The sequence below is a fragment of the Paraburkholderia sp. 22098 genome (assembly GCF_052045935.1).
Lineage (GTDB): Bacteria > Pseudomonadota > Gammaproteobacteria > Burkholderiales > Burkholderiaceae > Paraburkholderia > Paraburkholderia caledonica.
This window is the reverse complement of record NZ_JBQEPV010000015.1, coordinates 110,525-131,897: the sequence shown is the minus strand read 5'-3', so window position 1 is coordinate 131,897 and position 21,373 is coordinate 110,525. Positions and strand designations below refer to the sequence as shown.

Genomic DNA, 21,373 nt, shown 5'->3' with positions numbered 1-21,373 from the left:
ACAAATGACGATAAACAAGCAATCGATCTTACGCGCGGTGTTTACGCTCACGGCTCTCGCCGTGGCGGTCGTGCTGGTCCGCCTGTTATGGCTCGACTACATGTTTTCTCCGTGGACGCGCGACGGCAGGGTACGGGCGAACGTGGTGCAGGTCTCGACCGACGTCTCCGGCCTCGTCGCCGAGGTGCGGGTCAAGGACAATCAGTGGGTACGCAAGGGCGACATTCTGTTCATTCTGGATCCGGCGCGATTCCACTATGCGCTGGCGCAGGCCGACGCCGAGCTGCTGAGAGCCGAGGCTCAGGTCGCGCAAGCGAAGGCGCAGATGGCCGCCAGCGAATCCAGTTTTGCGATGAAGCGTGCGCAGGCCGCGCGCAGGGCTAATCTGGCCGGCGATGTCATCTCGGACGAAAGCCGGGCCGATTCGGCTTCGCTTGCGAGGCAGTCGGGCTCGTCTTACGCCGCCGACGCAGCCGCGTATGACGCCGCTCAGGCCGCGTATAAGGCAGCCGGGGTCGCGCGGCAGACGGCGGCATTGAACCTTGCGCGCAGCGAGGTTCGAGCGCCTTCGGATGGCTTCATCACCAATCTGAATCTGTATCCCGGCGACTTCGCGACAGCCGGTACGGCGCGCATGGCGCTGATCGACTCGCATTCCTTCTGGGTGTACGGCTATTTCGAAGAAACCAAGCTGCCGAAGGTCCATGTCGGCGACCGGGCGGTGGTGCGACTGATGTCGGGCGGAAAGGAGATCCAGGGCCATGTGGAAAGTCTGGCGAGCGGTATAGCGGACCGCGACAACCCGACCGGCAGCGACCTGCTTGCCGACGTCAACCCGATCTTCACCTGGGTGCGGCTCGCGCAGCGGGTTCCAGTGCGCGTACATCTCGACCGGATTCCTGCGGATATCAAGCTTGCGATGGGCATGACCTGCACCGTGACGCTGCAGCCACGAAGCGTGGATTGATCGCGAGAAGGGGCGCCCGCAGGGGCGGTTGAGCGACTATGCAGCCGACGCCGTGCGAATTCGAAAACAGGCCGGCCGAAATGACGCCAAACTCCGGGACAGCGCAATGCATTCGAGCCGTCACGCGGCTGCGAGCGTGCGAATGGGTAGGCAGCGAGCGGGCATTTTCAACCGGTTGGTCTTTTGGAGAAACAATATGAAGCTCAAGTGGGCACTGGTATTCGTGGCGGCATCGACCTTCGGTGCTATGTGTCAATCCGCGAGCGCACAGGTGGCGGGCGCGCAACCCATCGGCATCAGCGTCGAGCAGGCTCAATTGATCATTGAAGGCTGGAGCGCCAAGAAGAGTTTGCTGGGCAAGAGCATCTACAACGACAACGGCGAGAAAGTGGGCGCGCTGCACGACATCATCATCGCGCCCGATAACGCCGCGTCGTTCGCAATCGTCGCGGCACATCAGTTCCTTGGCGTGTCGGTGCACGATGTCGCGATTCCCATGTCGCAACTGGACTACGTGAACGGCAAGCTGGTGTGGGCGGGCGCGACCCGCGACGCCGTCAAGGCGATGCCTGTCTTCCAGTACACGAAGGTCCGTACTGTGCCGATCGCGCGCAAGGACTTCGGCCACCATTGAGGCGTCCTCCCGCCTTGGCATGATGCCCGCAAACCGCCGTGGAATGTGGCTTCCACGGCGGTTTGCGGTTCTACGGCGGCAACTCGTCGTGCAACGTTTAAGGAAAAATAAGTAGCACCTTTGACGCGGGCTCGCGCATGATGCCATCAGATTTGAAAGGTATTGGTTCCGGTAGATCTGAGTGTCATGTGCCCGGACAGCCGCGCCGGCTGACCGGTGACGGACAGGCTGCCGGTATTCGTTCACGAACGCCCGTTCCAAAAAGTCCTATGTCCATGGTTGTCAGCCTCGTCACGCCTGGTTTTCGCCTGGTAGCGCGTTGATCCGCCGCCATGAAAACTTACCCAAGCGTTCTACTCGCCGCGAACCGCGACACCAGCATCCCCATGGCGCTCGCCGCGCTCATAGCGCTGGTCGTGTTCCTGATCGACGCGCTCACGCCGCTCGATATCGCCATCGCCGTCCTTTACGTGGTGGTGGTGCTGCTCGTCGCGTCGACCAACAATCGCGCGGTCACTGTCGCGACCACCTGGGGCTGCGTGGCGCTCACGCTGCTCGGATTCGTGATGTCGCATGAAGGCGGCTATCTGAACGGTGCGGCCGCGCGCTGCCTCGTGAGCCTGGTCGCGATCGGCACCACGTCGGTCCTCAGTCTGAGGAACCAGGCCGCCGCAACGACGCTACAGGAGCAGATCCAGCTGCTCAACCTGGCTCATGACGCGATCGTCGTTCACGACATGAACGACCGCATCACGTTCTGGAACCACGGCGCGGAAGCCTTGTATGGCTGGACTGCGCAACAGGCGCTCGGCCAGTCGATTCATCAACTGACACAGACCTCTTTTCCGGTTTCGCCCGAAGACATCAAGGACGAACTGCTGCGTACGAATCGCTGGCATGGCGAGCTTCAGCGCGTTCGACGCGACGGCCGAGTGGTCGCCGTTTCGACCCGCGCGGCGCTCTGGCGCGACGCGACCGGCACACCTCGTGCAGTGCTCGCCACGAACAACGACATAACCCGCCGCAAGGAAATGGAGGCTCGGGTTCAGCGTCAGCAGGAAGAGCTGCGCGCCACCATCGACGCGATTCCCGGCATGGTCTGGAGTTCATCCGGCGACGGCACGCTCACGTTCATCAACCGGCGCTGGACCGACATGGGCGTGACGCTGGAAGAGGGCGGGAGCGGCGCGGATGTCTGGTCGGCGATCGTGCATCCAGCCGATTTGCCGCAGATGCAGAGCGCCTGGCGCTCGGCAATCGCAACCGGAGCGTCGTTCGAGAACGTGTCCCGGATCCGCACCGGCACCGGCGCTTACCGGTGGATGCATCTCGGTGCGGAGCCGCTGCGCGACGAAGCCGGTGCGATTTTGCGCTGGTATGGCGTCAATACCGACATCGAAGACCGCAAGCAGGCCGAGCAGGCACTGGAGCGCAGTGAGGCATTCCTCGCCGACACCCAGCGTTTGAGCCGCACAGGCAGTATTGCCACGCATTTTCCCGACGCGTCGATGTGGTGGTCGGACGAGTCCTACCGGATCTTCGAATACAGCCGGGAAGTCGTCCCGTCCTTCGACGCGATCCTCGCACGGACTCATCCCGCCGACGTCGCGACAGTTCGTGGCGCTTTTGAACAGGCGAAAGTCGGCGCGGCACTAGTCGATGTCAAGTACCGCCTTGCAATGCCCGACGGCTCCGTCAAATATGTGCACTACGTTGCTCATTTGACCAGGCCGCAATCCGGCGGCACGGAATATGTCGGTGCGCTGATGGATATCACGGAAACCACGCTCGCTCAGGAAGCACTCGCGCGCTCGAGCGCCGAACTCGCGCACGTGACCCGGATCACCATGCTCGGCGAACTCGCGGCGTCGATTGCACACGAAGTCACGCAGCCGATTGCGGCCGTCGTGGCATGCGGCGGCGCAGCGTTGCGGTGGCTGAACAGACCGACGCCCGAACTGGACGAAGCCACGCGATCCGTCACGCAGATTGTCCGGGACGCAAAACGTGCCGGTGAGATCATCCAGCGAATCCGGGCAATGGCCAAAAAGCGCGACAGTGTTCCTGCACCGGTCGCTCTGAACGCCATCGTCACCGAATCCGCGGAATTGATGCGGCGCGAGTTCGAGTGGCATGCAGTCGAAGTGCAATGGGACCTTGACGAGCCATCACCGGAAGCGTGTTGTGACCGCGTGGAATTGCAGCAGGTGTTGATCAACCTGCTAATGAACAGCGTGCAGGCAATGGCCGACGTGAGCGGCCCGCGAAAGCTTCGTATCGCCACAGGTATGTTCGACCCCGGCCATGCGCTCGTGAGCGTGCAGGATTCGGGTACGGGCATCAGCGAGGACAATGCGGACCGCATGTTCAGCACGTTCTTTACGACGAAGTCCGAAGGCATGGGCATGGGACTGTCGATTTGCCGCTCGATAGTCGAGGCTCACGGCGGCCGTATCTGGGCGGAGTCGCCGGCGACAGGCGGCGCGCTGCTGCAGTTCATCCTGCCGATCGACGATGGGAGATGTCATGAGCAGTAGCAATACGAGCCGGGATCAGCCCGACGGTGCCGCCGCAACGATGGTCTACGTCGTGGACGACGACGAGTCGATGCGCGGCGCCGTCAGCATGTTGCTGCGTTCGGTGGGGCTAGCCGTGCAAACCTTCGCGAGCGCGCAGGAATTCCTTGCCTTCGAGATGCCCGACGTGCCCAGTTGCCTGATTCTCGATGTTCGCCTCAAAGGCCAAAGCGGACTCGCGGTCCAGGAGCAGATCGCGGCGAGCAAACTGGGCTTGCCGATCGTTTTCATGACGGCGCACGGCGACATTGCAATGACCGTGAAAGCCATGAAGGCTGGCGCAATGGATTTTCTGGCGAAGCCGTTTCGCGACCAGGACATGCTCGATGCGGTCACGCACGCGCTCGCGCGCGATCAGGAGCGGCGCGAAGCCAACCGGGTCGTCGACGATCTGCGCCGTTCTTATGAATCGCTGACCGCGCGAGAACGCGAAGTGATGGCGTTCGTCGCGGCCGGGCTGATGAACAAGCAAATAGCGGGCGAGATGAACCTGAGCGAGATCACTGTGAAGATCCATCGCGGGCAAGCCATGCGCAAAATGGGTGCACGTTCGCTTGCGGAGTTCGTCTTGAAGGCCGAAGCACTCGGCGTAAAAGCGCCGCAAAGTACCGCTAGTCCGGCGGCGCGCGGCTCGCGTAACTGAACAGGCAGCGCTTTCGACTTCAACCGTCGTCGGAGCGCTGTTTCGCCCCGAAGACGATCCGCGTTATACGCGCGTATAGGTCATATATCCGCTTCGCTTTAGAAAAAAGCGCGGCAATGCTTTCTTTCCTGACACGCCAGAACCCCGGTGCACGCGACGCACGGACCAGGGCCGCGCCCGCACGCCCGTTGCGCAATTAAACCTGCAGATGAGTCGACCGAACCATTGGTCATTTGACTCAACCTTATGTAGGGCTAGTGGGCGTATTTGCGGTGCGGTACCTTGTCGTCACTGCAGCATTCATTCCAATTCGCACTATCACATCACTTATTCTGGATGACCGATCATGACCAGTTCGATGTCTTTGTCCGCCGTGGATGTCATCCATAAAAGAAGGGTGAGTTCGATCGGCAGCGAGCGTCAATGGCGCTGTCCCGGCGATGAATGCGACGACAACGTGCCGCAGAAAAACGCTATTGTCGTATCGCGGTGGATACGTAACGACAGCGAGCGGATCGAGGTAGTCAATCACGGCAATACCGCGCATCATTGTATTGCGATGAATCTGAAATGCACGTCGCTGACTTTCTCTCACGCGGGGCAAATCTTGGTTCGCGGACGCGTCACTGCTGGGGCCATTCAGATTACCGCTCCCGACGTGCCATGCGGCGCGGTGTTCGACTCTGCCGCCGACGTGCTGCATCTATTCGTCTCGCAGCAAGTTCTGGGCGAGTGTTTCGAGGACACGTTCGGCCGTCCGCACAAAGGCGAATTACGCATCGACGATCCGAAGCTGGTGCGCGATCCCGCTCTTGAACGTCTCGCACAGGCGCTAGCCGTATCGCAGTCGGACGACGCAACGCTCGGCAAGCTTTTTACCGATAGCGTCAGTCTCGCGATTGTTTCCCGTGTCATTGCGCGTCACTTCACTGTGGTGGAACGCAAATCGCGGGAAGCAAGCGCACTGCCGCCGTGGCGGCTGAGTCGCGCGATCGAATACGTCGACGCCCATTTATCTGAGCCCATTGGACTCGCGGACATTGCCAACAGCACGGGCCTCACCCGCATGCATTTCGCCTCGCAATTCCGCCGTGCGACCGGCATGCGACCTCACGAATATCTGTTGCGCCGCCGGATCGAGCACGCACAGCAGCTTCTTCTCAACTCGCGCCACAACGTTCTCGACGTGGCACTCAGCTGTGGTTTCCGCTCGCAAGCTCACTTTACGACCGTATTCAAACGGCTGGTTGGAGAGACCCCGTATTGCTGGAGGATGAAAAAGAATGTCGATCGCTAAGCAGATCCATGCGTTTCTGGAAGTCAGTGAAGCCTTCTTGCGGCAGTCAGGCGCGCCCATGCATTTCTTCGCGATGCCTCACAACCAACAAGCTCTTGAGGCATTTGACGCTGACGGCAATGAGGTTGCGTGCAGCGACGGCAGCAGGGCGTACGCGCATAACGACATGAAGATTTTAAATGACGTGCTGGCGGGTTCGGGCGCTGCGATATCGAACGAAGAACGGTGCCCGCTCATCTGCTGATTCACCTGATAGAGGAGTGTCATCATGCTGGACAAAGCGAACTACACGGACCCGTGGCTGCGCACACTCGGCTTGCTGTCCGCGCTGTCGGGCGACACGGATTTGGACGACCACGAGTTCGTGGCGGCTCTTACGCACAACGCACAGTGGGATCGCCGCGCGTCGGTCAGGGGACACCACCGCGAAGTCCAGGTCCGCGTGATCGACCGGCCTTCGCCGTCCACCGCGACGCTGGCGTGGCGCGACTCGACACATTGCTCATATGGCGACCAGGTCTGGCACATGAGCCATGCACGCGTTGCCGGCGTGTGTGCGATGAGCGGACGGGCGATCAAGCGCGGCGATGCAATTTACAAGCCGCGTCCGTGCCGGCCCGCGCCGCTCAACGCTGGCGCGATGATTTTGTGTACCGTCCTGAACACTGCCCTTGAGGCGTGATCGCATGCAACAAAGCCGGCACGAAGCCGGCTCAGTTTCCTCGCATCGGCGAGGTATCAGGCGAAGCAAGTTGCGCTAGTCGCCCGCATGTGATCCGGTCACGACCTTGCCCCGGAAAATATAGTACTGGTAGAGGTTATAGCCAATCATCACCGGGAACAGAAAGCCAATCCCGATCAGCATGAATACCAGCGTCGACGTGTTCGAGGCGCTTTCCACGATGCCGAGCTTGCCTGGCACGAAGTCGGGAAAGAGGCTGATTGCGAGACCGGCGAATGACAGTACGAACAGCACGACAGCGCCGCGGAACGGTCCGCGCGAACTGCCCAGATACAGCGCGGCCACGATGAACGCGAAGGCAACGGCGGCAGCGAGCCCCAGCATGACGAGTACGTGGAACACGCCTGGTTGACTCCAGCGGACGTGCCCCACGTCGCTGACAAACCAGGTGGCAACGGTCAGAATCACGGCGGCTGCCACAGTGACGAACGCGCTGAGCAATGCAAGCCGGCGCGACCATTGTTCGATCGTGCCGACCGTCTTGTTGACCAGATAGGTCGAGCCGAGCAACGAATAGCCGGCCACCACGCCGACTGCCGACACCACGACGAACACGTCGCTCAAACCGCCGGGCGTGAGACCCGTAATGACTTTGCCGAGCACGATGCCCTGCGCGATAGCGGCGACGAGGCTGCCGACTCCGAATACCTTGTCCCAGAGCGGACCGTGGCTCACGCTGTGCCTGAATTCGATTGCCGCGCCGCGCATGATGAGACCCGCGATCAGCAGCATGATGGGCAAATAGAGATCCTGCAGAAGAAGCGCATAGGCCTCGGGAAAAGCGCCAAACAGTGCGCCGCCCAGCACGACGAGCCAGGTCTCGTTGGCGTCCCATACCGAGCCGATTGTCTGCACCATCACATCGTGATCTTCGCGCCGCTTGCGCAGCAGGCTGAGTATTCCGATGCCGAGGTCGAAGCCGTCGGCGATGACATAGAACACGAGCATGAGACCGATCACGCCGAACCATGTGATCGCGAGCATCGTGTGAGTCGAGCTGTCCATTGGAGGGCCTCGCAATGAAGTGGTTTAGTACTCGGTGACTGCCGTGTCGCGCTCTGCTGGCGCAGCGGACTGCGGATTCACGCTGAGATCGGGGCCGGTTCGCAGCCAGTTGCGCGCCAGTACGAAAAAAGTCAGCAGCAGAACCACGTAGAAGGCGAAGAACATAACCATGCTCAACGTAACCGACGAAGCCGACACGGTGGAAACGGCGTCTTTAGTGCGCAGCAGACCATAGACGACCCAAGGCTGGCGTCCCACTTCGCGCACGATCCAGCCGGCCTCGACGGCCACGTAAGGCAGCGGGATACATAGCACCCATGCAAGCAGCAGTTTGCGTCGCGCGAGCAACTGTTCGAGATTGCCGCGCGTCTTGCGCAGAACGTATGCGGTCCAGAATGCCAGCGCCATGAAGAGGAAGCCGATGCCGGCCATCACACGGAACGCGTAGTAAAGCAGCGGAAGCATCGGCGGCTGGTCGTCGGGCGCGAAGTCCTTGAGCCCCTTCACCTGGCCGTGCAGCGAATGGGTGCCGAGAATGCTCAACATGCCCGGAATTTCAATCGACCAGTCATTGCGCTGCGCCGCCTTGTTCGGCCACGCAAGCAGCGACCACGACGCGCCGGTGCCGGGCGCATTCGTAATCCAATGTCCTTCGATTGCCGCGCCCTTGGCCGGTTGAGTCTTGAAGACGCTACCGCCGCTCGAATCGCCTAGCCAGATCTGGATTGGCGCTGCGAATACGAGCACGAGCAACGCGATCTTGAACGACTGCGCGAAGAATTCCGGATGGCGGCGCTGGAACAGATTCCATGCGGAAATGCCCGCGATCACGAACATGCCGGTTTCGATCGCCGCGACCCACATGTGGGTGACGCCCCAAACCATATCCGGATTGAAGATCGCGGCGGCATAGTCGGTGACGATGATCTTGCCGTTCTCGACCGTTACGCCCGCGGGTGTCTGCATCCACGAATTGGCAACCATGATCCAGAACGCCGAGATACTCGAACCGAGCGCGACCATCGAGGTAGCGAACAGATGCACGCCGCGCGGCACGCGTCCCCATCCGAGCACCATCACGCCGATGAAGCCCGCTTCGAGCATGAAGGCCATCGCTCCCTCGAAGCCGAGAATGTTGCCGAAGAACTGTCCGCTATAGCGCGAAAAGCCCGCCCAGTTCGTGCCGAACTGAAACTCCATCGGAATGCCGCTGACCACGCCGACCGCAAAGTTGAGCACCAGCAGCTTGCTCCAGAAGCGCGCCTGGCGGTAATACGAGAATTTGCCGGTGCGCAGCCACAGTGCCTCGATCAGGACCAGGAATGCGGACAGGCTGATGGTGAGAATCGGCCACAGGATGTGAAAGATAGCTGTCATCGCGAACTGCGCACGCGACAGATCGAGCACGTCACTCAGATGCATGATGAACCCTCGCAGTATCGAGAACGGCCGCATGGTGGGAAGAGTCGGCGCCAACGGCAGCGGCGCGCGAGATCTTCACCGGCACCGACTTGTAAGATGGCGTACGGCTTTGCGGGTCGAATGCGTACAGTGGAACGAGAGGGTTCGCCTCCGGATAATAGGCGCCGCAGCAGCCGTCGGGCAGCGAGTATTCGACAACCTTGAAGCTTCGAATCACGCGCTCGATTCCGTCGGTCGACAAGGCACATACATCGACGCGTTCGCCCGGATGCAGGTTGCGCTTGCGCAATTCACGCGGGTTCATGAAGACGACATCGCGCTGCCCGAAGACGCCGCGATAGCGGTCCGAGTGCGAATAGAGCGTGGTGTTGTACTGATCGTGACTGCGCATCGTGGTGAGCCATAGCGCGTCGGGATCGTGGTGTGCCGGATCTTCGTCGAGTCCTCTGAAAACCAGGAAGTTGGCCCGGCCGTTGGGCGTCGCCCAGACCCGCTCCCGGGCAGTCGATGCAAGATGAAAACCGCCTGGCACGCGAATGCGTTCGTTGTATGCCTGGAACATCGGATAGACGATTTCGATCTTCTCGCGGATGCGGTCATAGCTCGCGACAAGGTGTTCCCAGTCGACGTGTGAGCCGGACCCGAGAGTCGCGCGCGCAATGCCCGCGACAATCGCCGGTTCGCTTTTCAGATGCGGCGAGGCTGGCTCGTTCCGGCCACCTGAAGCATGCACCATCGACATGGAGTCTTCGACGGTAATCGACTGCGGTCCGTCTGCCTGAATATCGATCTCGGTGCGGCCGAGGCACGGCAGGATCAACGCTTCCTTGCCATGCACGAGATGGCTGCGATTGAGTTTCGTCGCGATGTGTACGGTCAGATCGAGTTTGCGCATTGCGGCCTGCACGCGCACCCAATCGGGCACCGCCGCGGCGAAGTTCCCACCCAGCGCGACGAAGACTTTCGCGTCGCCGCGCATCATCGAATCGATTGTAGCGATCACGTCGTGGCCGTGGTCTGCGGGTGGCCGGAAACCGAACGCTCGCTCCACGCCGTCGATCAACGCGGCCGACGGCTTCTCCGTGATCCCGACGGTGCGATTGCCCTGCACGTTCGAATGTCCGCGCACCGGGCACACGCCAGCACCGGGCCTACCGATATTGCCGCGCAATAGCGCGAGATTCGCGACCTGCTGAACGTTTTCCGTGCCGCGATGATGCTGTGTCAGCCCCATGCCATACACGAGGATCACATTCTTCGCGCTCATGTAGATGTTGGCGGCGTTCTGAATATCGTCGCGCGACAGACCGCTTTGCTGGACGATGAGATCCCACCGGGTGGCGCGCAGATCGGCGGCGAGGTCGTCAAAGCCGTGTGTGTGTCCTTCGATGAACTCAATGTCGAGTACACGGGGCCGGTCCGCGGCGAGCGCCGCATCGTCGGCCTCGATGAGCGCTTTCATCATGCCTTTGAGCGCGGCGACGTCGCCGCCCAGGCGGACCTGATAGAGGAACGAACTGATCTGCGTGGAGCCGAGCGTCGCCATCTCCACGGGATCTTGGGGCGCCGCGAAGCGCTCCAGCGCCCGTTCGCGGAACGGATTGAACGAGACGATTTTCGCGCCGCGCCGCGAGGCGCTGTGCAGATCGCTCATCATGCGCGGGCTGTTGGTGCCGGGATTCTGACCGAAGATAAAAATCGCATCTGCATGCTCGAAGTCCTCGAGCAGCACAGTGCCTTTGCCGACGCCGATCGATTGAGGCAACCCGACGCTCGTTGCTTCGTGGCACATGTTCGAGCAGTCGGGGAAATTGTTCGTGCCGAACTCGCGCACGAAGATCTGATAGAGAAACGCAGCTTCGTTGGACGCACGCCCCGACGTATAGAAGTCCGCCTGATCGGGATGGTCGAGACCGTTCAGATGCTTCGCGACGAGCGCGAATGCGTCGCTCCATTCGATTGGCACGTAACGGTCAGACGCCCGGTCGTACACCATGGGATGTGTCAGGCGGCCGGCCATTTCGAGGTCGTAATCGTCCCAGGCGCTCAGCTCCGAGACGCTATGCGCTGCGAAGAACGCCGGTGTGCAGCGATTGACGGTGGCTTCCCACGCCACTGCTTTCGCGCCGTTTTCACAGAACTCGAACGACGATGTGTGCTTGGGATCGGGCCACGCGCAGCCGAGGCAGTCGAAGCCTTCGGGCTGATTCATTCGCAGCAACGTCTTCGCGCCCGATATCGCGACGCCCTGTAATGCCAAAGCCTCGCCGGTTGCTTTAAGCGCACCCCAGCCGCCGGCGGGTTCGCTGTAGATACGGATCTGCTTCTTCTTTGCCATCACCAGTTCCCGCCATTTTGTAGAGGGCATGGGCGCAGCATGGCACGCCGCCTGACGCGGCAATTGTGCAAACGCCCGTCCGTTTCAGATTCGCACGCCAGTCTCCCGCTTGCCTGCGTCGCACGCGACTGGCAGGCGGCTCGAAGCGGCCAACGATCCCGATGTTGCAAAAGGGGAATGCGCCTGCATCACGGACGCTCGTTGCGGTGTGTCCGATCCGGCGGCTTCGAGCGCGATGCGTTCGAGTGGCAGCCGGGTGTCGCGGTCGGTCTGTTCGAGCGCTTTGCGCAAGTCCGGTGCGCAGTGGCTAGTCGTGACACACCACGCCGAAATCAGAAGGCCCGCCGCAACGGCTGCAAGGCGATAGCCGGGACGAAATTGCATTGCTCTGCGCGCGGCCATGTCGTGTTCTCCCCAAAAGGAAGCCGCAACAGGCCGTGTGGCCAGAGCAGCAAGTCGGATGATGGCGGCCAGTATGTCGACCGTCGCACATGCGGGCTTTCGTTCCTGCACGGCCAATTGTTTATTTGCACGTGGGCGGCCGATGCGTGGCGCCGGCTTTCTGTTTCGCGCGGCCACCACTCGCGTCGAGCATCCGCAAGAATGACGGTCTCATACGAAGGTGTGAGTAAGCGCGCGTAAACCATGACGAGCCACGTGAAAGAGCCCGTGGCGCGCAGTCGGGCAGCGGGAAGGATGCGGCAGCCTGCCGAAGCGGTGACTGCCGTATCCCTATGGATAGTGGTTTCGGCTGACGCCTCCCATTACCATGACTTAACCGGCGCTGGCCTCGTCACGGCCTCGTGGGCAAGGTTGCGAAAGCTATGAAAGTTATGGCTTCGCCGTCCCGCTAATCAACCAGACGTGAATCCCGCATGATCAAAATCGGTCGAATAACAGTGTCGCTGGAAATGCGCGAGGTCTATCTCGGTGCAGAATTGGTACCGCTGGGAGCGCGCGCGTTCGGCATCCTCGAACTGCTGATCCGGGCCCGCGGCGCAACCGTTACGAAAGACGAGATCTTCGAGCACGTGTGGTCGAAGTCGGTGGTTGGGGAAAATAACATCCATGTGCAACTGTCCGCCTTGCGCAAGATTTTCGGCGAAGACAGGCAGGCTATCCGCACGATTCCCGGAAGAGGTTATCGCCTGACCCTCGCGGTCGAGACAGACGAATCTGTGGAAGTGCCCGCGTCTGCGCCGACGCCTCGCGTTGAGGCCGGTCGTCTCAACAGTTTGCCGGCGATGCACGGGCCTTTGATTGGCCGCGACAGCACGACCGCGGAACTCGCGCGGGCGCTTACTGCGGGGCCTATCGTTACGCTGGTGGGCCCGGGCGGCATCGGCAAGACGCAACTGGGTATCGCAGTCGCGCGGTCAATCGCGGATGCGGCTGGCATGGAAGTGTGTTTCGTGCCTTTGGCATCGGTCGCAAGGGCGCAGAGCATCGTCAGCAGGGTGGCAGAAGCGTTGGGTATAGCAGCCGTCAATGGCGACGCTCCTGAGTTGAAAGATCTGGCTGCGGCCGTCCAGGGCCGCAAGCTGCTCGTTCTGCTGGATAACTGCGAGCATGTCATTGAGTCGGCAGCGACCGTTTGTGACGTACTGGTGCAGGCAAGCGCCGATGTGCGGCTTCTTGCGACCAGTCGCGAGCCGCTCCGAACGAGAGGCGAAATTACGCATTGGGTCGATCCAATGGAGACGCCCGCAGTAGGGGCGGGACTGCACGCCATCCTCGCATGCAGTTCGGTGAAGCTCTTCCTTGCGCAATTGGGCGCGTTCAATGCCGCCGCAATCAGCGACCGTTGCAGTCTCGAGATGATCGCTACGATCTGCCGTCGGCTCGACGGCGTACCGCTCGCTATCGAACTGGCGGCGGCGCGCGCAGCAGTGTTCGGCATCGGCAGGCTCATATTCGAACTCGACGACCGGTTCCAGTTTCTGACCGGTGGGCGCCGTACCGCTCCGCGCCGTCAGCAGACCCTGGAGGCATCGCTCGATTGGGGTCATGAATTGCTGAGTGACTTCGAGAAACTCGTGTTGCAACGGCTCGGTGTATTTCCAGCGCGTTTTTCTCTGGAAGCGGCATGCGCTGTCGCCGCCTTCGGTCAACTGTCGTGCAACGAGGTCACGGAAGCGATCGTCGGCCTCGCGTCGAAGAGCTTCGTGAGTACCACTGGCGGCAGCAACACGAAGGAATATTTTTTGCTCGAAAGTACCCGGGAATACGCGCTGCGCAAGCTGTACGCATCCCGGGAGGCGAACGAGGCGTTGTCGCGCAAGGCGGCGTTTCTCGCGAAATCGGAAACCGTGCCCGAGCGCGGCTTGGGTGTGGTCGCACGACGCAGTCTGACTGTGGTTGAAGCCGTGGCCTTTTGGTAACGGCATTGGAGTGGTGGCAGCTATGAGTTTTGTGTGCATCGTTGACGATGACGCCTCCATACGGAGCGGCGTCGGCAATCTTCTTAAAGCCGTGGGTTACAGCACGTTGGCTTTCTCTTCCGGCGAGGAGTTTCTCGCGTCGCCGCTGATTGACGATGCACTTTGCGTATTGCTGGACGTCAGGATGCGCGGCATGCCGGGACTGGAAGTCCAACGTCGATTGAATGCGGACCACCGCTCAATACCCGTGGTATTCATGTCGGCGCATGGCGACGGGCAGACGGTCGAACGGGCTATGCGCGACGGTGCGGTGGGATTTCTTCGAAAGCCCTTCGCTGAGGAAGTGCTGCTCGATTCGATCGAGCTTGCCATTGCGCGGAAGCATGACGAGGCTTGATTCCATCATCGATCGCTGCGAGCTTTTCGTAAAGGCTCGCAGCGATCGCATAACAACCGGTTGGCCGACTGCTAGTTAGCGTGACGTTACGTCACAACCCGCGATTAGGCGTCGGACTCGCTCTGCTTGCCGACTCGATAGCAGCCGCGACTCCCTGACCGTAAGCCGGATCGGCTTTCGTGCAGTGCTCGATGTGCAGCTTTTGAATCGGGTCTGACACGCCCGCCATCGCGCGTGCAGTGTTGTCGAAGAGCGCCTGCTTCTGCTCCGGCGACATCAGACGGAAAAGCGCGCCTGGCTGCGAGAAGTAGTCTTCGTCGACCCGATGGTTCCAGTGATCCGCCGCTCCTTCGAGCGAAAGCGGCGGCTCGCTGAAATCCGGCTGATCGAGCCATTCGCCGCGCGTATTCGGGTTGTACGGCGTCGTGCCGCCCATGTTGTTGTCCACACGCATCAATCCATCGCGATGGTAGCTGTGTGTCGGACACCTCGGCGCATTGACAGGAATCAGGCTGTGATTCACGCCGAGCCGATAGCGCTGCGCGTCGCCGTATGAGAACAGGCGGCCTTGCAGCATCTTGTCCGGAGAAAAGCTGATGCCCGGAACGACGTTCGCGGGGTTGAACGCGGACTGTTCGACTTCGGCGAAATGATTGTCCGCATTGCGGTTCAATTCCATCACGCCCACTTCGATCAGCGGATACTCTTTTTTCGACCAGACCTTGGTGAGATCGAACGGGTTGAATGACGTCTTTGCGGCGTCCTGCTCGGGCATGACCTGCACGAACATTGTCCACTTCGGGTGTTCATTGCGCTCTATTGCTTCGTACAGGTCGCGATGCGAGCTTTCCCGATCCACGCCCACAAGGGCGGTCGCTTCGGCGTCGGTCAGGTTCTGGATGCCTTGTTGTGTGTACAGATGAAACTTGACCCAGAAGCGTTCCTTGTCCGCGTTAATGAAGCTGAACGTGTGGCTGCCGAAGCCGTGCATATGTCGGAATGACTTGGGAATGCCCCGGTCGCTCATCACGATCGTGATCTGATGCAGCGCTTCGGGCAATTGCGTCCAGAAGTCCCAATTGCTTTCGGCGCTGCGCAGGCCCGAACGCGGATCGCGTTTGATCGCGTGATTCAGGTCGGGGAACTTGAGCGGATCGCGCAAGAAGAAAACCGGCGTATTGTTGCCGACCAGATCCCAGTTGCCTTCTTCGGTATAGAACTTCACTGCAAAGCCGCGAATATCGCGTTCGGCATCGGCGGCACCGCGCTCGCCGGCAACCGTTGAAAAACGCGCGAACAGGTCGGTCTTCTTGCCGATCTGCGAGAAGATCTTCGCGCGTGTATATCTGGTGATGTCATGCGTAACAGTGAAGGTGCCATATGCGCCCGACCCCTTGGCGTGCATACGCCGCTCGGGAATCACTTCGCGGTCGAAATGCGCGAGCTTTTCGAGGAACCACACGTCTTGAAGCAATGCGGGGCCGCGCGGCCCGGCTGTTTGAACATTCTGATTGTCTACAACAGGTGCGCCAAAAGCAGTCGTTAGCTTCTTCACTTACTACCTCCAATGATGGAAGAAAAACTCCTGAATGCGGGGGCCATGACGTACCGCGGCGTTATGCAGAACGGCTGCCGCCGGTTCGAACGGCTTGACAAGCCCACGCGAAAGGTCCGCCGCGCGGGTACTACGGCTGCAATCTTAGCGCTCGCCTGATAGCGCGGCGTGCACACCCGTGCTGTTTTTGGGGCGAGGCATGAATCATGTGCAAGACGGTCGGTGTTGAAGGATACCAATATGAATCGCTTTCAACATGTTCGCTAGGTCCGATCCGATTTTCCGGGAGGCACCGGCGAGCGGTATTGCTCGGCGCGACACCTGAGGCGACAGTTTTATTCCATTGCATGACAACAAGTTTATAGATCGTCCGTTTGCGGAATTTCAGCGTGCTGTGGAATAGTCGTGCTGCGTCGACTGTTATGAATGGACGGTCATGATCGGCAAGTTGGAGCGACCGTTCCGCTCTGTTTAAGCGGAGCATCCGGCTCTGCGAGTGTTCAGCGCGAGTGAGCCGGATTCACCTTGCATTTGCCGCGGTGCGAGCGTCCTGGCGTTTGTTCGAGGAAGATCCATGTTCAGAAAAGTTCTGCAATGGGGCGGCGTGACATTTGTGGGTGTGCTGACACTGGCCGCCTGCGCGTCGACGCCTGCAAGCCGTTCGTCGTCTTCCATCGATCCCCCAGCCGGCGAGCGTCTCATGGCGTTGACTGCATCGGGAGTGCAGACGTACACGTGCGAGTTCGACGCGCAGCATCGTCTGCAATGGGTATTCAAAAGCCCGCTGGCGACGCTATACGACACGAGTGGCCACGCCGTAGTCAATCACGCAGCGGGGCCTTCATGGCAAGCGAGCGACGGTAGCCGCATCGTTGGGCATGCAATCGCACAGTTGCCGAGCGATACGAAAGCGAGCGTGCCGCAACTCCTGCTGGAAACGCATAGCACGGCGGGAAGCGGCACGCTGTCCACGGTGCGGTACGTGCAGCGCGTCAAGACCGTGGGTGGCGTGGCGCCTGCCGCGCCGTGTTCGGCGGCGGGTGAGGCTGGTAGCTCGCCTTATCTAGCCGAGTATGTGTTCTATAAGTAGCGCGTGGCGAGGCTCTGCAACGTAGCTAATGGTGCCGTACCGCATAACGGAAACACGGCGCGAGGTGCGCTGCGGCCGTGGGCGAACCTCTGGCCTACGCTGTACAATCCGCGAACTTTCGTCTGCTGGCAATAAGCGCGCAGTTTGCGGTTCGCGCGCCGTCCGGCGGGCCTCAGCTTTTCGCCAGTCAATCATGTCAACAGCAGATGTCGAGGGTTTGCCCGTTTCACTACCGGGCATGATGCCGCGGCTTCGGGCACTCTCCGATGCCAATGAACGATGATCGCTTGCACGAGTGGCGGCACCGCCACCGGCATGTCCTGTATGCATTGCGCTGGTTCGCCGTACTCGCCATACCGGCGACACTCGCTGTGCTGTTCGTCTGGTGCGCCGGATGGTTTTCACCGCGGCTCGCCCCGGCGCGCATCGTCGATGCATTCCAGGCGACATCTACACCGCATCCCGGTTTTCGGCGCAATCACGCGAAGGGCGTTTGCGTGACGGGGCATTTCGTGAGCGACGGGGCAGGGACACTACTGTCGCGCGCGAGCGTGTTCGCGCACGGCCAGTATCCAGTCGTCGGTCGGCTATCGATACCTGGCAGCGATCCCGGGCAGAGCGATGGCGCCGCCCAGGTGCGCAGTTTCGCGCTGCGCGTCCTGCTGCCGCACGGCGAAGAATGGCGTCTTGCGATGAATTCAGTCCCTGTATTCGCCGTACGCACGCCTCAGGCTTTGTTCGAGCAGCTTGAGGCGGATGCGCGCGATCCGGGGACGGGCCGTGCTAACCCTGCGAAGATGCAGGCGTTTCTCGATAGCCATCCGGAGGCCCGCGCGTTCGGCCGGTATCTCGACCGGCATCCGCCCTCGTCAGGCTATGACAACGCGACGTACTACGGCATTAGCGCGTTCGAGGCTGTAAATGGAGAGGGCGTGCACCGCTTCGTGCGTTGGGACGTGGTGCCGGAAAACCCATATCGTCCCGCGGATGCAGGTCGTCTGCGCGATCCCGACTTCCTCGCGTACGATCTGATGAAGCATCTGCGCAGCGGTCCGTTGCGCTGGCACCTGATGCTGAACGTCGCTTTGCCGGGTGACACGACCGACGACTCCACACGGCAATGGGCGCAGTCGCCGGATCGAATGCGAATCGACGTGGGCACTCTCGTGATCGATCGAGCGCAAGCGCAGATAGACGGCCCGTGCCGCGATATCATTTTCGACCCGACGATCCTGCCCAACGGCATTGCGCCGTCGTCGGATCCGCTGCTTGCAGCGCGCTCGGCTACGTATGCAGAGTCGTTTGGCCGCCGCATGAAGGAAGAGTCGGCAGCGCATGCGGGCGCGCATTGATTTTGCATGAGTGTATCTATGCCTTAACGGTCGTGATCAATGGGCCTTCCTGCTGCGGTTATCATAGATGTCCGCTTGGAAACGTAAGTTTCGCGAGCCCAAGCCTGCTCAATCCTCATTTCCTCCCTTTGCGTACCGTCCAATGAAGCTCGACGACAGCCTACTGATCGCATATGCCGACGGCGAACTGAGCGCTGCCGATGCTGCATCGGTCGAGCAGGCGCTGGCCGAATCGGTCGATCTGAGACGCACCGTGGAATTGCTGCGTGCGTCGCGGCTTCCTTATCGGGAGGCATTCGCGAGGCAGAAGCTGCCACCGGTGCCGGATGAACTTCGGCGACGCGTCGAGGCAATGGCGAGTGCCGCACAAGAAAGAACCGGTTTCGCGGCGAGACAGCCGGCACGACGCTCTCCAAGCCTTTTGTGGCTTGCCGCGGCTTTCGTTGCTGGAGCGTTCTGCGTGGGCCTCGTACAACAATTGAACGCGCGCCTGCCGGGCGCGTTCAGCAACGGCGCGGCGACGACTGCGAGCGTCGACAGGCGGTCGTGGGTTAGCGTCGCCGCGGATTATCAGCGGATGTACACGCGCGAGACCGTTGAGAGTGTCGCGCCGGATCGAACGGCGGCGGTCGACAAGATCGACGCAATCCGCAACGTCGATGGCATTCGCTTGCGCGTTCCGGATTTGCGGCCGGCAGGATTGGCGTTCAAGTCGGTTGAGCGTTTGCGTTATGACGGCAAGCCGCTTGTGCAGATTGTGTACCTGCCCGAGCGCGGCGTGCCCGTCGCCCTTTGCGTAATCAAGGATTCGCGGCCCGACGAGTCGATCGCGCAGAAGAAGGTAGACGGCATGACTGTCGTGTCCTGGCGGCAGAATGAACTTGCGTATGCGTTAATCGGCACGCCTGACTCGGGCGACTTGCCGACCATCGCTCGGCAGATCGCAAACGCCAACCTCGACGAAATATTCTCCGCACTCGCAGCTGACCGTGCGGCGCGCGGCTGACGCTGCCGCGTTCGCGCAGCCTGCGTTTCGGGGAGCCGTCGCGGCATGACGCGCGACCCGCGCCGCGTCGTCAAAAATGCTGCGGCCACTCTAAAAGGCATGCGAATTGCTCAGGTCTTGAGACCGTTACGACGGTCGCGATTGCAGGCGGGCCACGTCGGCGTCGCGCAACATGACGGAGCAATTCAATATGACGGAAAAGAAAATCGCACAAACGGAAGATGAATCGACGTTGAACGCCGGGTCTGGCGACGACAATCCGAAGGTGCATCCCACGTCCAATGCCGAGAAAGATCCGGACGACTGGGTCACGGGCGAAGAACCGATGACGGGCGCTCAAGCCTCGTACTTGAAGACGCTGTGTGAAGAAGCAAAAGAGCCGTTCGACGGCTCGCTGACGAAGGCAGAAGCGTCTCGACGCATTGACGAACTTCAGGGCAAGACCGGCCGCGGAAAGGCCTGATCGGGCATTCTTCGCCATTCATACGGTGCGGCGCGCGCGTGGAGTAAGCCCAGTGCAGTGAGACCGCTCGCTGCAGCGCCGTCCGCGTGACCGGCATATTTACCAATGCGCCTGCAGTTAGCACCTATTCCGGAAGCGTTAAATCCCACGCAGTTCCGGGAGCGGGTTGCGAGCGGTGGTGAAGTTGCCCGCCGATGCTCGACAGTATCCTGCGACTCGTACGCAGGCCGATGTGTTCAAGAGCGCTCGGGAGCAAGCCGCGTCCATTATCGGCTACGCAGATTGTGTATCCGCCCGACGGGTTTCGCGTCAAACTTATTGTCAGCTGCCCGGAAGTCCCGGCGAAAGCATGTTCTACCGCGTTCGCAACGAGTTCGTTCACCACCGTTCCGATTGCGGTACACGTGTCCAGAGTCACGGAGATGCCCGATACGAGATTGATCTCAAGCGTGATACCGCTCTCGCGCAAGCCGTAAAAGTCGTGGAAGCTGTCGGCCATCGACGCAAGGTATCGCCCGAGATCGACCAGTTCGCCATGATCGCCTAGCCCCAGCAGATGGTTGTACAGCGAAGCCATGGCGAAGACGCGGCGCTCGACTTGCTTGAAGCTATCGCGCACATGCGGATCTTTGGCTAGCGCGCCATTGCGTTGAAGCATTGCAACGATGAGCTGAAAGTTGTTACGTATGCGGTGCTGCTGCTCCCTTAACAGGTCTACCTTGGCATCGCGATCGGCGGTGAGCATGGAGCGCGTCCGGTACTTCTCGATACTCTCCGAAAGTGCGCTCGCCACCGACGCGAGAAACGACATCTCCAATGCCCCGATGTGCGTCGGCTCGCGAAAGTCCACCTCGAGAATCCCGTAGGCGCCGCTGCGATTGATAAGAGGAAGGTTGACGGACGTGACGACCTGGTGCTCGATGAGAATGGCCGGGACCTTATCCTGGGGACGTAGCCGAACGTCTGGCTCGACCACCGGCTTCGCATTGGTGAGTGCCTCGCCGGCTGGATTCCATGCTTGGACGGCCCCCGCAGATCGGCCAATCACGTCTGCGCCCATGCCGTATTGTCCCCTGACGACCAGCGTGTCGCCGTCTCCTTCGACTTCGAGCACCTTTGACATTGGCGCATTGCAGCCGAGGGCGGCGCATTTGGCCGCCTCGTCGAGGATGGTTGCGAGAGGGGCATCGTCTTGCAACGCCTCTGTCATTCTCGCAAAGGCTCGCCAATGGCGCAAAACGTCGGTGAGCGCAGCCGTCTCGCCGGGTGCGGGCCGAAGCTCGTCGATGGATGCCGCCAACGTTGCTTTGCGTGCGTAATGCGCCATATGCGTACCGTCGTTTGTAAGCCCGATAATGCATCCTAGCACTTTGCACAGGTGGGCCCGATTGACGTAGTCATGAATGCCGCCTGACGCGGCGTGCGGGTCATGCTGTTGATGCAAAGGCAAACGGGATCGTCGCTGCGCAGTAGTCAGCGCGCGCACCATGTCGTGAGCGGACAAT

General features: G+C 60.9%; 19 protein-coding genes. 13 read left to right on the top strand and 6 right to left on the bottom strand.

The genetic code is table 11. The features are described from left to right. Positions 1-4 precede the first annotated feature (4 nt). The 7 genes from ACTJLB_RS26560 to ACTJLB_RS26530 all read left to right on the top strand — a co-directional run bounded on the left by ACTJLB_RS26560 (position 5) and on the right by ACTJLB_RS26530 (position 6,799). Positions 5-967, top strand: a complete 963-nt coding sequence (locus tag ACTJLB_RS26560) for an HlyD family efflux transporter periplasmic adaptor subunit (RefSeq protein WP_440785029.1) — start codon at positions 5-7, stop codon at positions 965-967. A 196-nt stretch (positions 968-1,163) separates the two neighbouring features. Next, a complete protein-coding gene (locus ACTJLB_RS26555; RefSeq protein ID WP_020068440.1) occupies positions 1,164-1,601 on the top strand; it encodes a PRC-barrel domain-containing protein in 438 nt (145 codons plus the stop codon). 332 nt (positions 1,602-1,933) lie between these two features. Beyond that, positions 1,934-4,138 carry a PAS domain S-box protein gene (locus ACTJLB_RS26550; protein ID WP_392394458.1) on the top strand — a complete coding sequence of 735 codons (2,205 nt, stop codon included), beginning with the start codon at positions 1,934-1,936 and terminating at the stop codon, positions 4,136-4,138. Continuing rightward, on the top strand, positions 4,128-4,820 hold the full coding sequence (locus tag ACTJLB_RS26545; protein ID WP_020068442.1) for a response regulator transcription factor: 693 nt from the start codon (positions 4,128-4,130) through the stop codon (positions 4,818-4,820). Before ACTJLB_RS26550 ends, ACTJLB_RS26545 begins: the two co-directional genes overlap by 11 nt. Before the next feature lie 346 nt (positions 4,821-5,166). Then, a complete protein-coding gene (locus tag ACTJLB_RS26540; protein ID WP_087754366.1) occupies positions 5,167-6,117 on the top strand; it encodes a helix-turn-helix domain-containing protein in 951 nt (316 codons plus the stop codon). Next, positions 6,104-6,361 carry a hypothetical protein gene (locus ACTJLB_RS26535; protein WP_440785026.1) on the top strand — a complete coding sequence of 86 codons (258 nt, stop codon included), beginning with the start codon at positions 6,104-6,106 and terminating at the stop codon, positions 6,359-6,361. The genes ACTJLB_RS26540 and ACTJLB_RS26535 overlap by 14 nt, the downstream gene beginning before the upstream one ends. Before the next feature lie 24 nt (positions 6,362-6,385). Then, positions 6,386-6,799 carry a DUF3331 domain-containing protein gene (locus tag ACTJLB_RS26530; protein WP_392394456.1) on the top strand — a complete coding sequence of 138 codons (414 nt, stop codon included), beginning with the start codon at positions 6,386-6,388 and terminating at the stop codon, positions 6,797-6,799. A gap of 75 nt (positions 6,800-6,874) precedes the next feature. Here the strand turns inward: ACTJLB_RS26530 and ACTJLB_RS26525 are convergent, their stop codons facing one another. The 4 genes from ACTJLB_RS26525 to ACTJLB_RS26510 all read right to left on the bottom strand — a co-directional run bounded on the left by ACTJLB_RS26525 (position 6,875) and on the right by ACTJLB_RS26510 (position 12,008). Then, positions 6,875-7,864, bottom strand: coding sequence for a cytochrome d ubiquinol oxidase subunit II (locus tag ACTJLB_RS26525; RefSeq protein WP_440785025.1), 990 nt, complete (start codon positions 7,862-7,864; stop codon positions 6,875-6,877). A 24-nt stretch (positions 7,865-7,888) separates the two neighbouring features. Further along, the gene (locus ACTJLB_RS26520; protein ID WP_440785023.1) at positions 7,889-9,286 is read right to left on the bottom strand and encodes a cytochrome ubiquinol oxidase subunit I; all 1,398 of its coding nucleotides are present in this window, start codon (positions 9,284-9,286) and stop codon (positions 7,889-7,891) included. Continuing rightward, a complete protein-coding gene (locus ACTJLB_RS26515) occupies positions 9,273-11,624 on the bottom strand; it encodes an FdhF/YdeP family oxidoreductase (RefSeq protein WP_440785052.1) in 2,352 nt (783 codons plus the stop codon). The genes ACTJLB_RS26520 and ACTJLB_RS26515 overlap by 14 nt, the downstream gene beginning before the upstream one ends. Before the next feature lie 84 nt (positions 11,625-11,708). Then, positions 11,709-12,008, bottom strand: a complete 300-nt coding sequence (locus ACTJLB_RS26510; RefSeq protein ID WP_164701904.1) for a hypothetical protein — start codon at positions 12,006-12,008, stop codon at positions 11,709-11,711. 491 nt (positions 12,009-12,499) lie between these two features. Here ACTJLB_RS26510 and ACTJLB_RS26505 point away from each other — a divergent pair, with 491 nt between their 5' ends. Together ACTJLB_RS26505 and ACTJLB_RS26500 are read left to right on the top strand one after the other, a co-directional pair. Continuing rightward, a complete protein-coding gene (locus ACTJLB_RS26505; RefSeq protein ID WP_440785021.1) occupies positions 12,500-14,005 on the top strand; it encodes an ATP-binding protein in 1,506 nt (501 codons plus the stop codon). Between the two features lie 22 nt (positions 14,006-14,027). Next, the gene (locus ACTJLB_RS26500) at positions 14,028-14,402 is read left to right on the top strand and encodes a response regulator transcription factor (protein ID WP_310069515.1); all 375 of its coding nucleotides are present in this window, start codon (positions 14,028-14,030) and stop codon (positions 14,400-14,402) included. Between the two features lie 91 nt (positions 14,403-14,493). Here the strand turns inward: ACTJLB_RS26500 and ACTJLB_RS26495 are convergent, their stop codons facing one another. After that, a complete protein-coding gene (locus ACTJLB_RS26495) occupies positions 14,494-15,957 on the bottom strand; it encodes a catalase (RefSeq protein ID WP_440785020.1) in 1,464 nt (487 codons plus the stop codon). A gap of 574 nt (positions 15,958-16,531) precedes the next feature. Here ACTJLB_RS26495 and ACTJLB_RS26490 point away from each other — a divergent pair. From ACTJLB_RS26490 to ACTJLB_RS26475, 4 genes are all read left to right on the top strand, one after another. Further along, positions 16,532-17,047: a DUF3455 domain-containing protein gene (locus ACTJLB_RS26490; protein ID WP_087754359.1), complete on the top strand. Its 516-nt coding sequence runs from the start codon at positions 16,532-16,534 to the stop codon at positions 17,045-17,047. A 272-nt stretch (positions 17,048-17,319) separates the two neighbouring features. Further along, the gene (locus ACTJLB_RS26485; protein WP_440785018.1) at positions 17,320-18,399 is read left to right on the top strand and encodes a catalase family peroxidase; all 1,080 of its coding nucleotides are present in this window, start codon (positions 17,320-17,322) and stop codon (positions 18,397-18,399) included. Positions 18,400-18,541: 142 nt separating this feature from the next. Further along, complete coding sequence (locus ACTJLB_RS26480; protein WP_440785017.1) at positions 18,542-19,405, top strand: anti-sigma factor family protein; 864 nt, start codon at positions 18,542-18,544, stop codon at positions 19,403-19,405. A 190-nt stretch (positions 19,406-19,595) separates the two neighbouring features. Then, complete coding sequence (locus ACTJLB_RS26475; RefSeq protein WP_084690132.1) at positions 19,596-19,868, top strand: DUF3072 domain-containing protein; 273 nt, start codon at positions 19,596-19,598, stop codon at positions 19,866-19,868. A 124-nt stretch (positions 19,869-19,992) separates the two neighbouring features. On the opposite strand, the gene ACTJLB_RS26470 is transcribed toward ACTJLB_RS26475, so the two are convergent. Further along, positions 19,993-21,357 (bottom strand): sensor histidine kinase, encoded by a 1,365-nt coding sequence (locus ACTJLB_RS26470; RefSeq protein WP_440785016.1) that lies wholly within the window; start codon positions 21,355-21,357, stop codon positions 19,993-19,995. Positions 21,358-21,373: the final 16 nt, after the last annotated feature.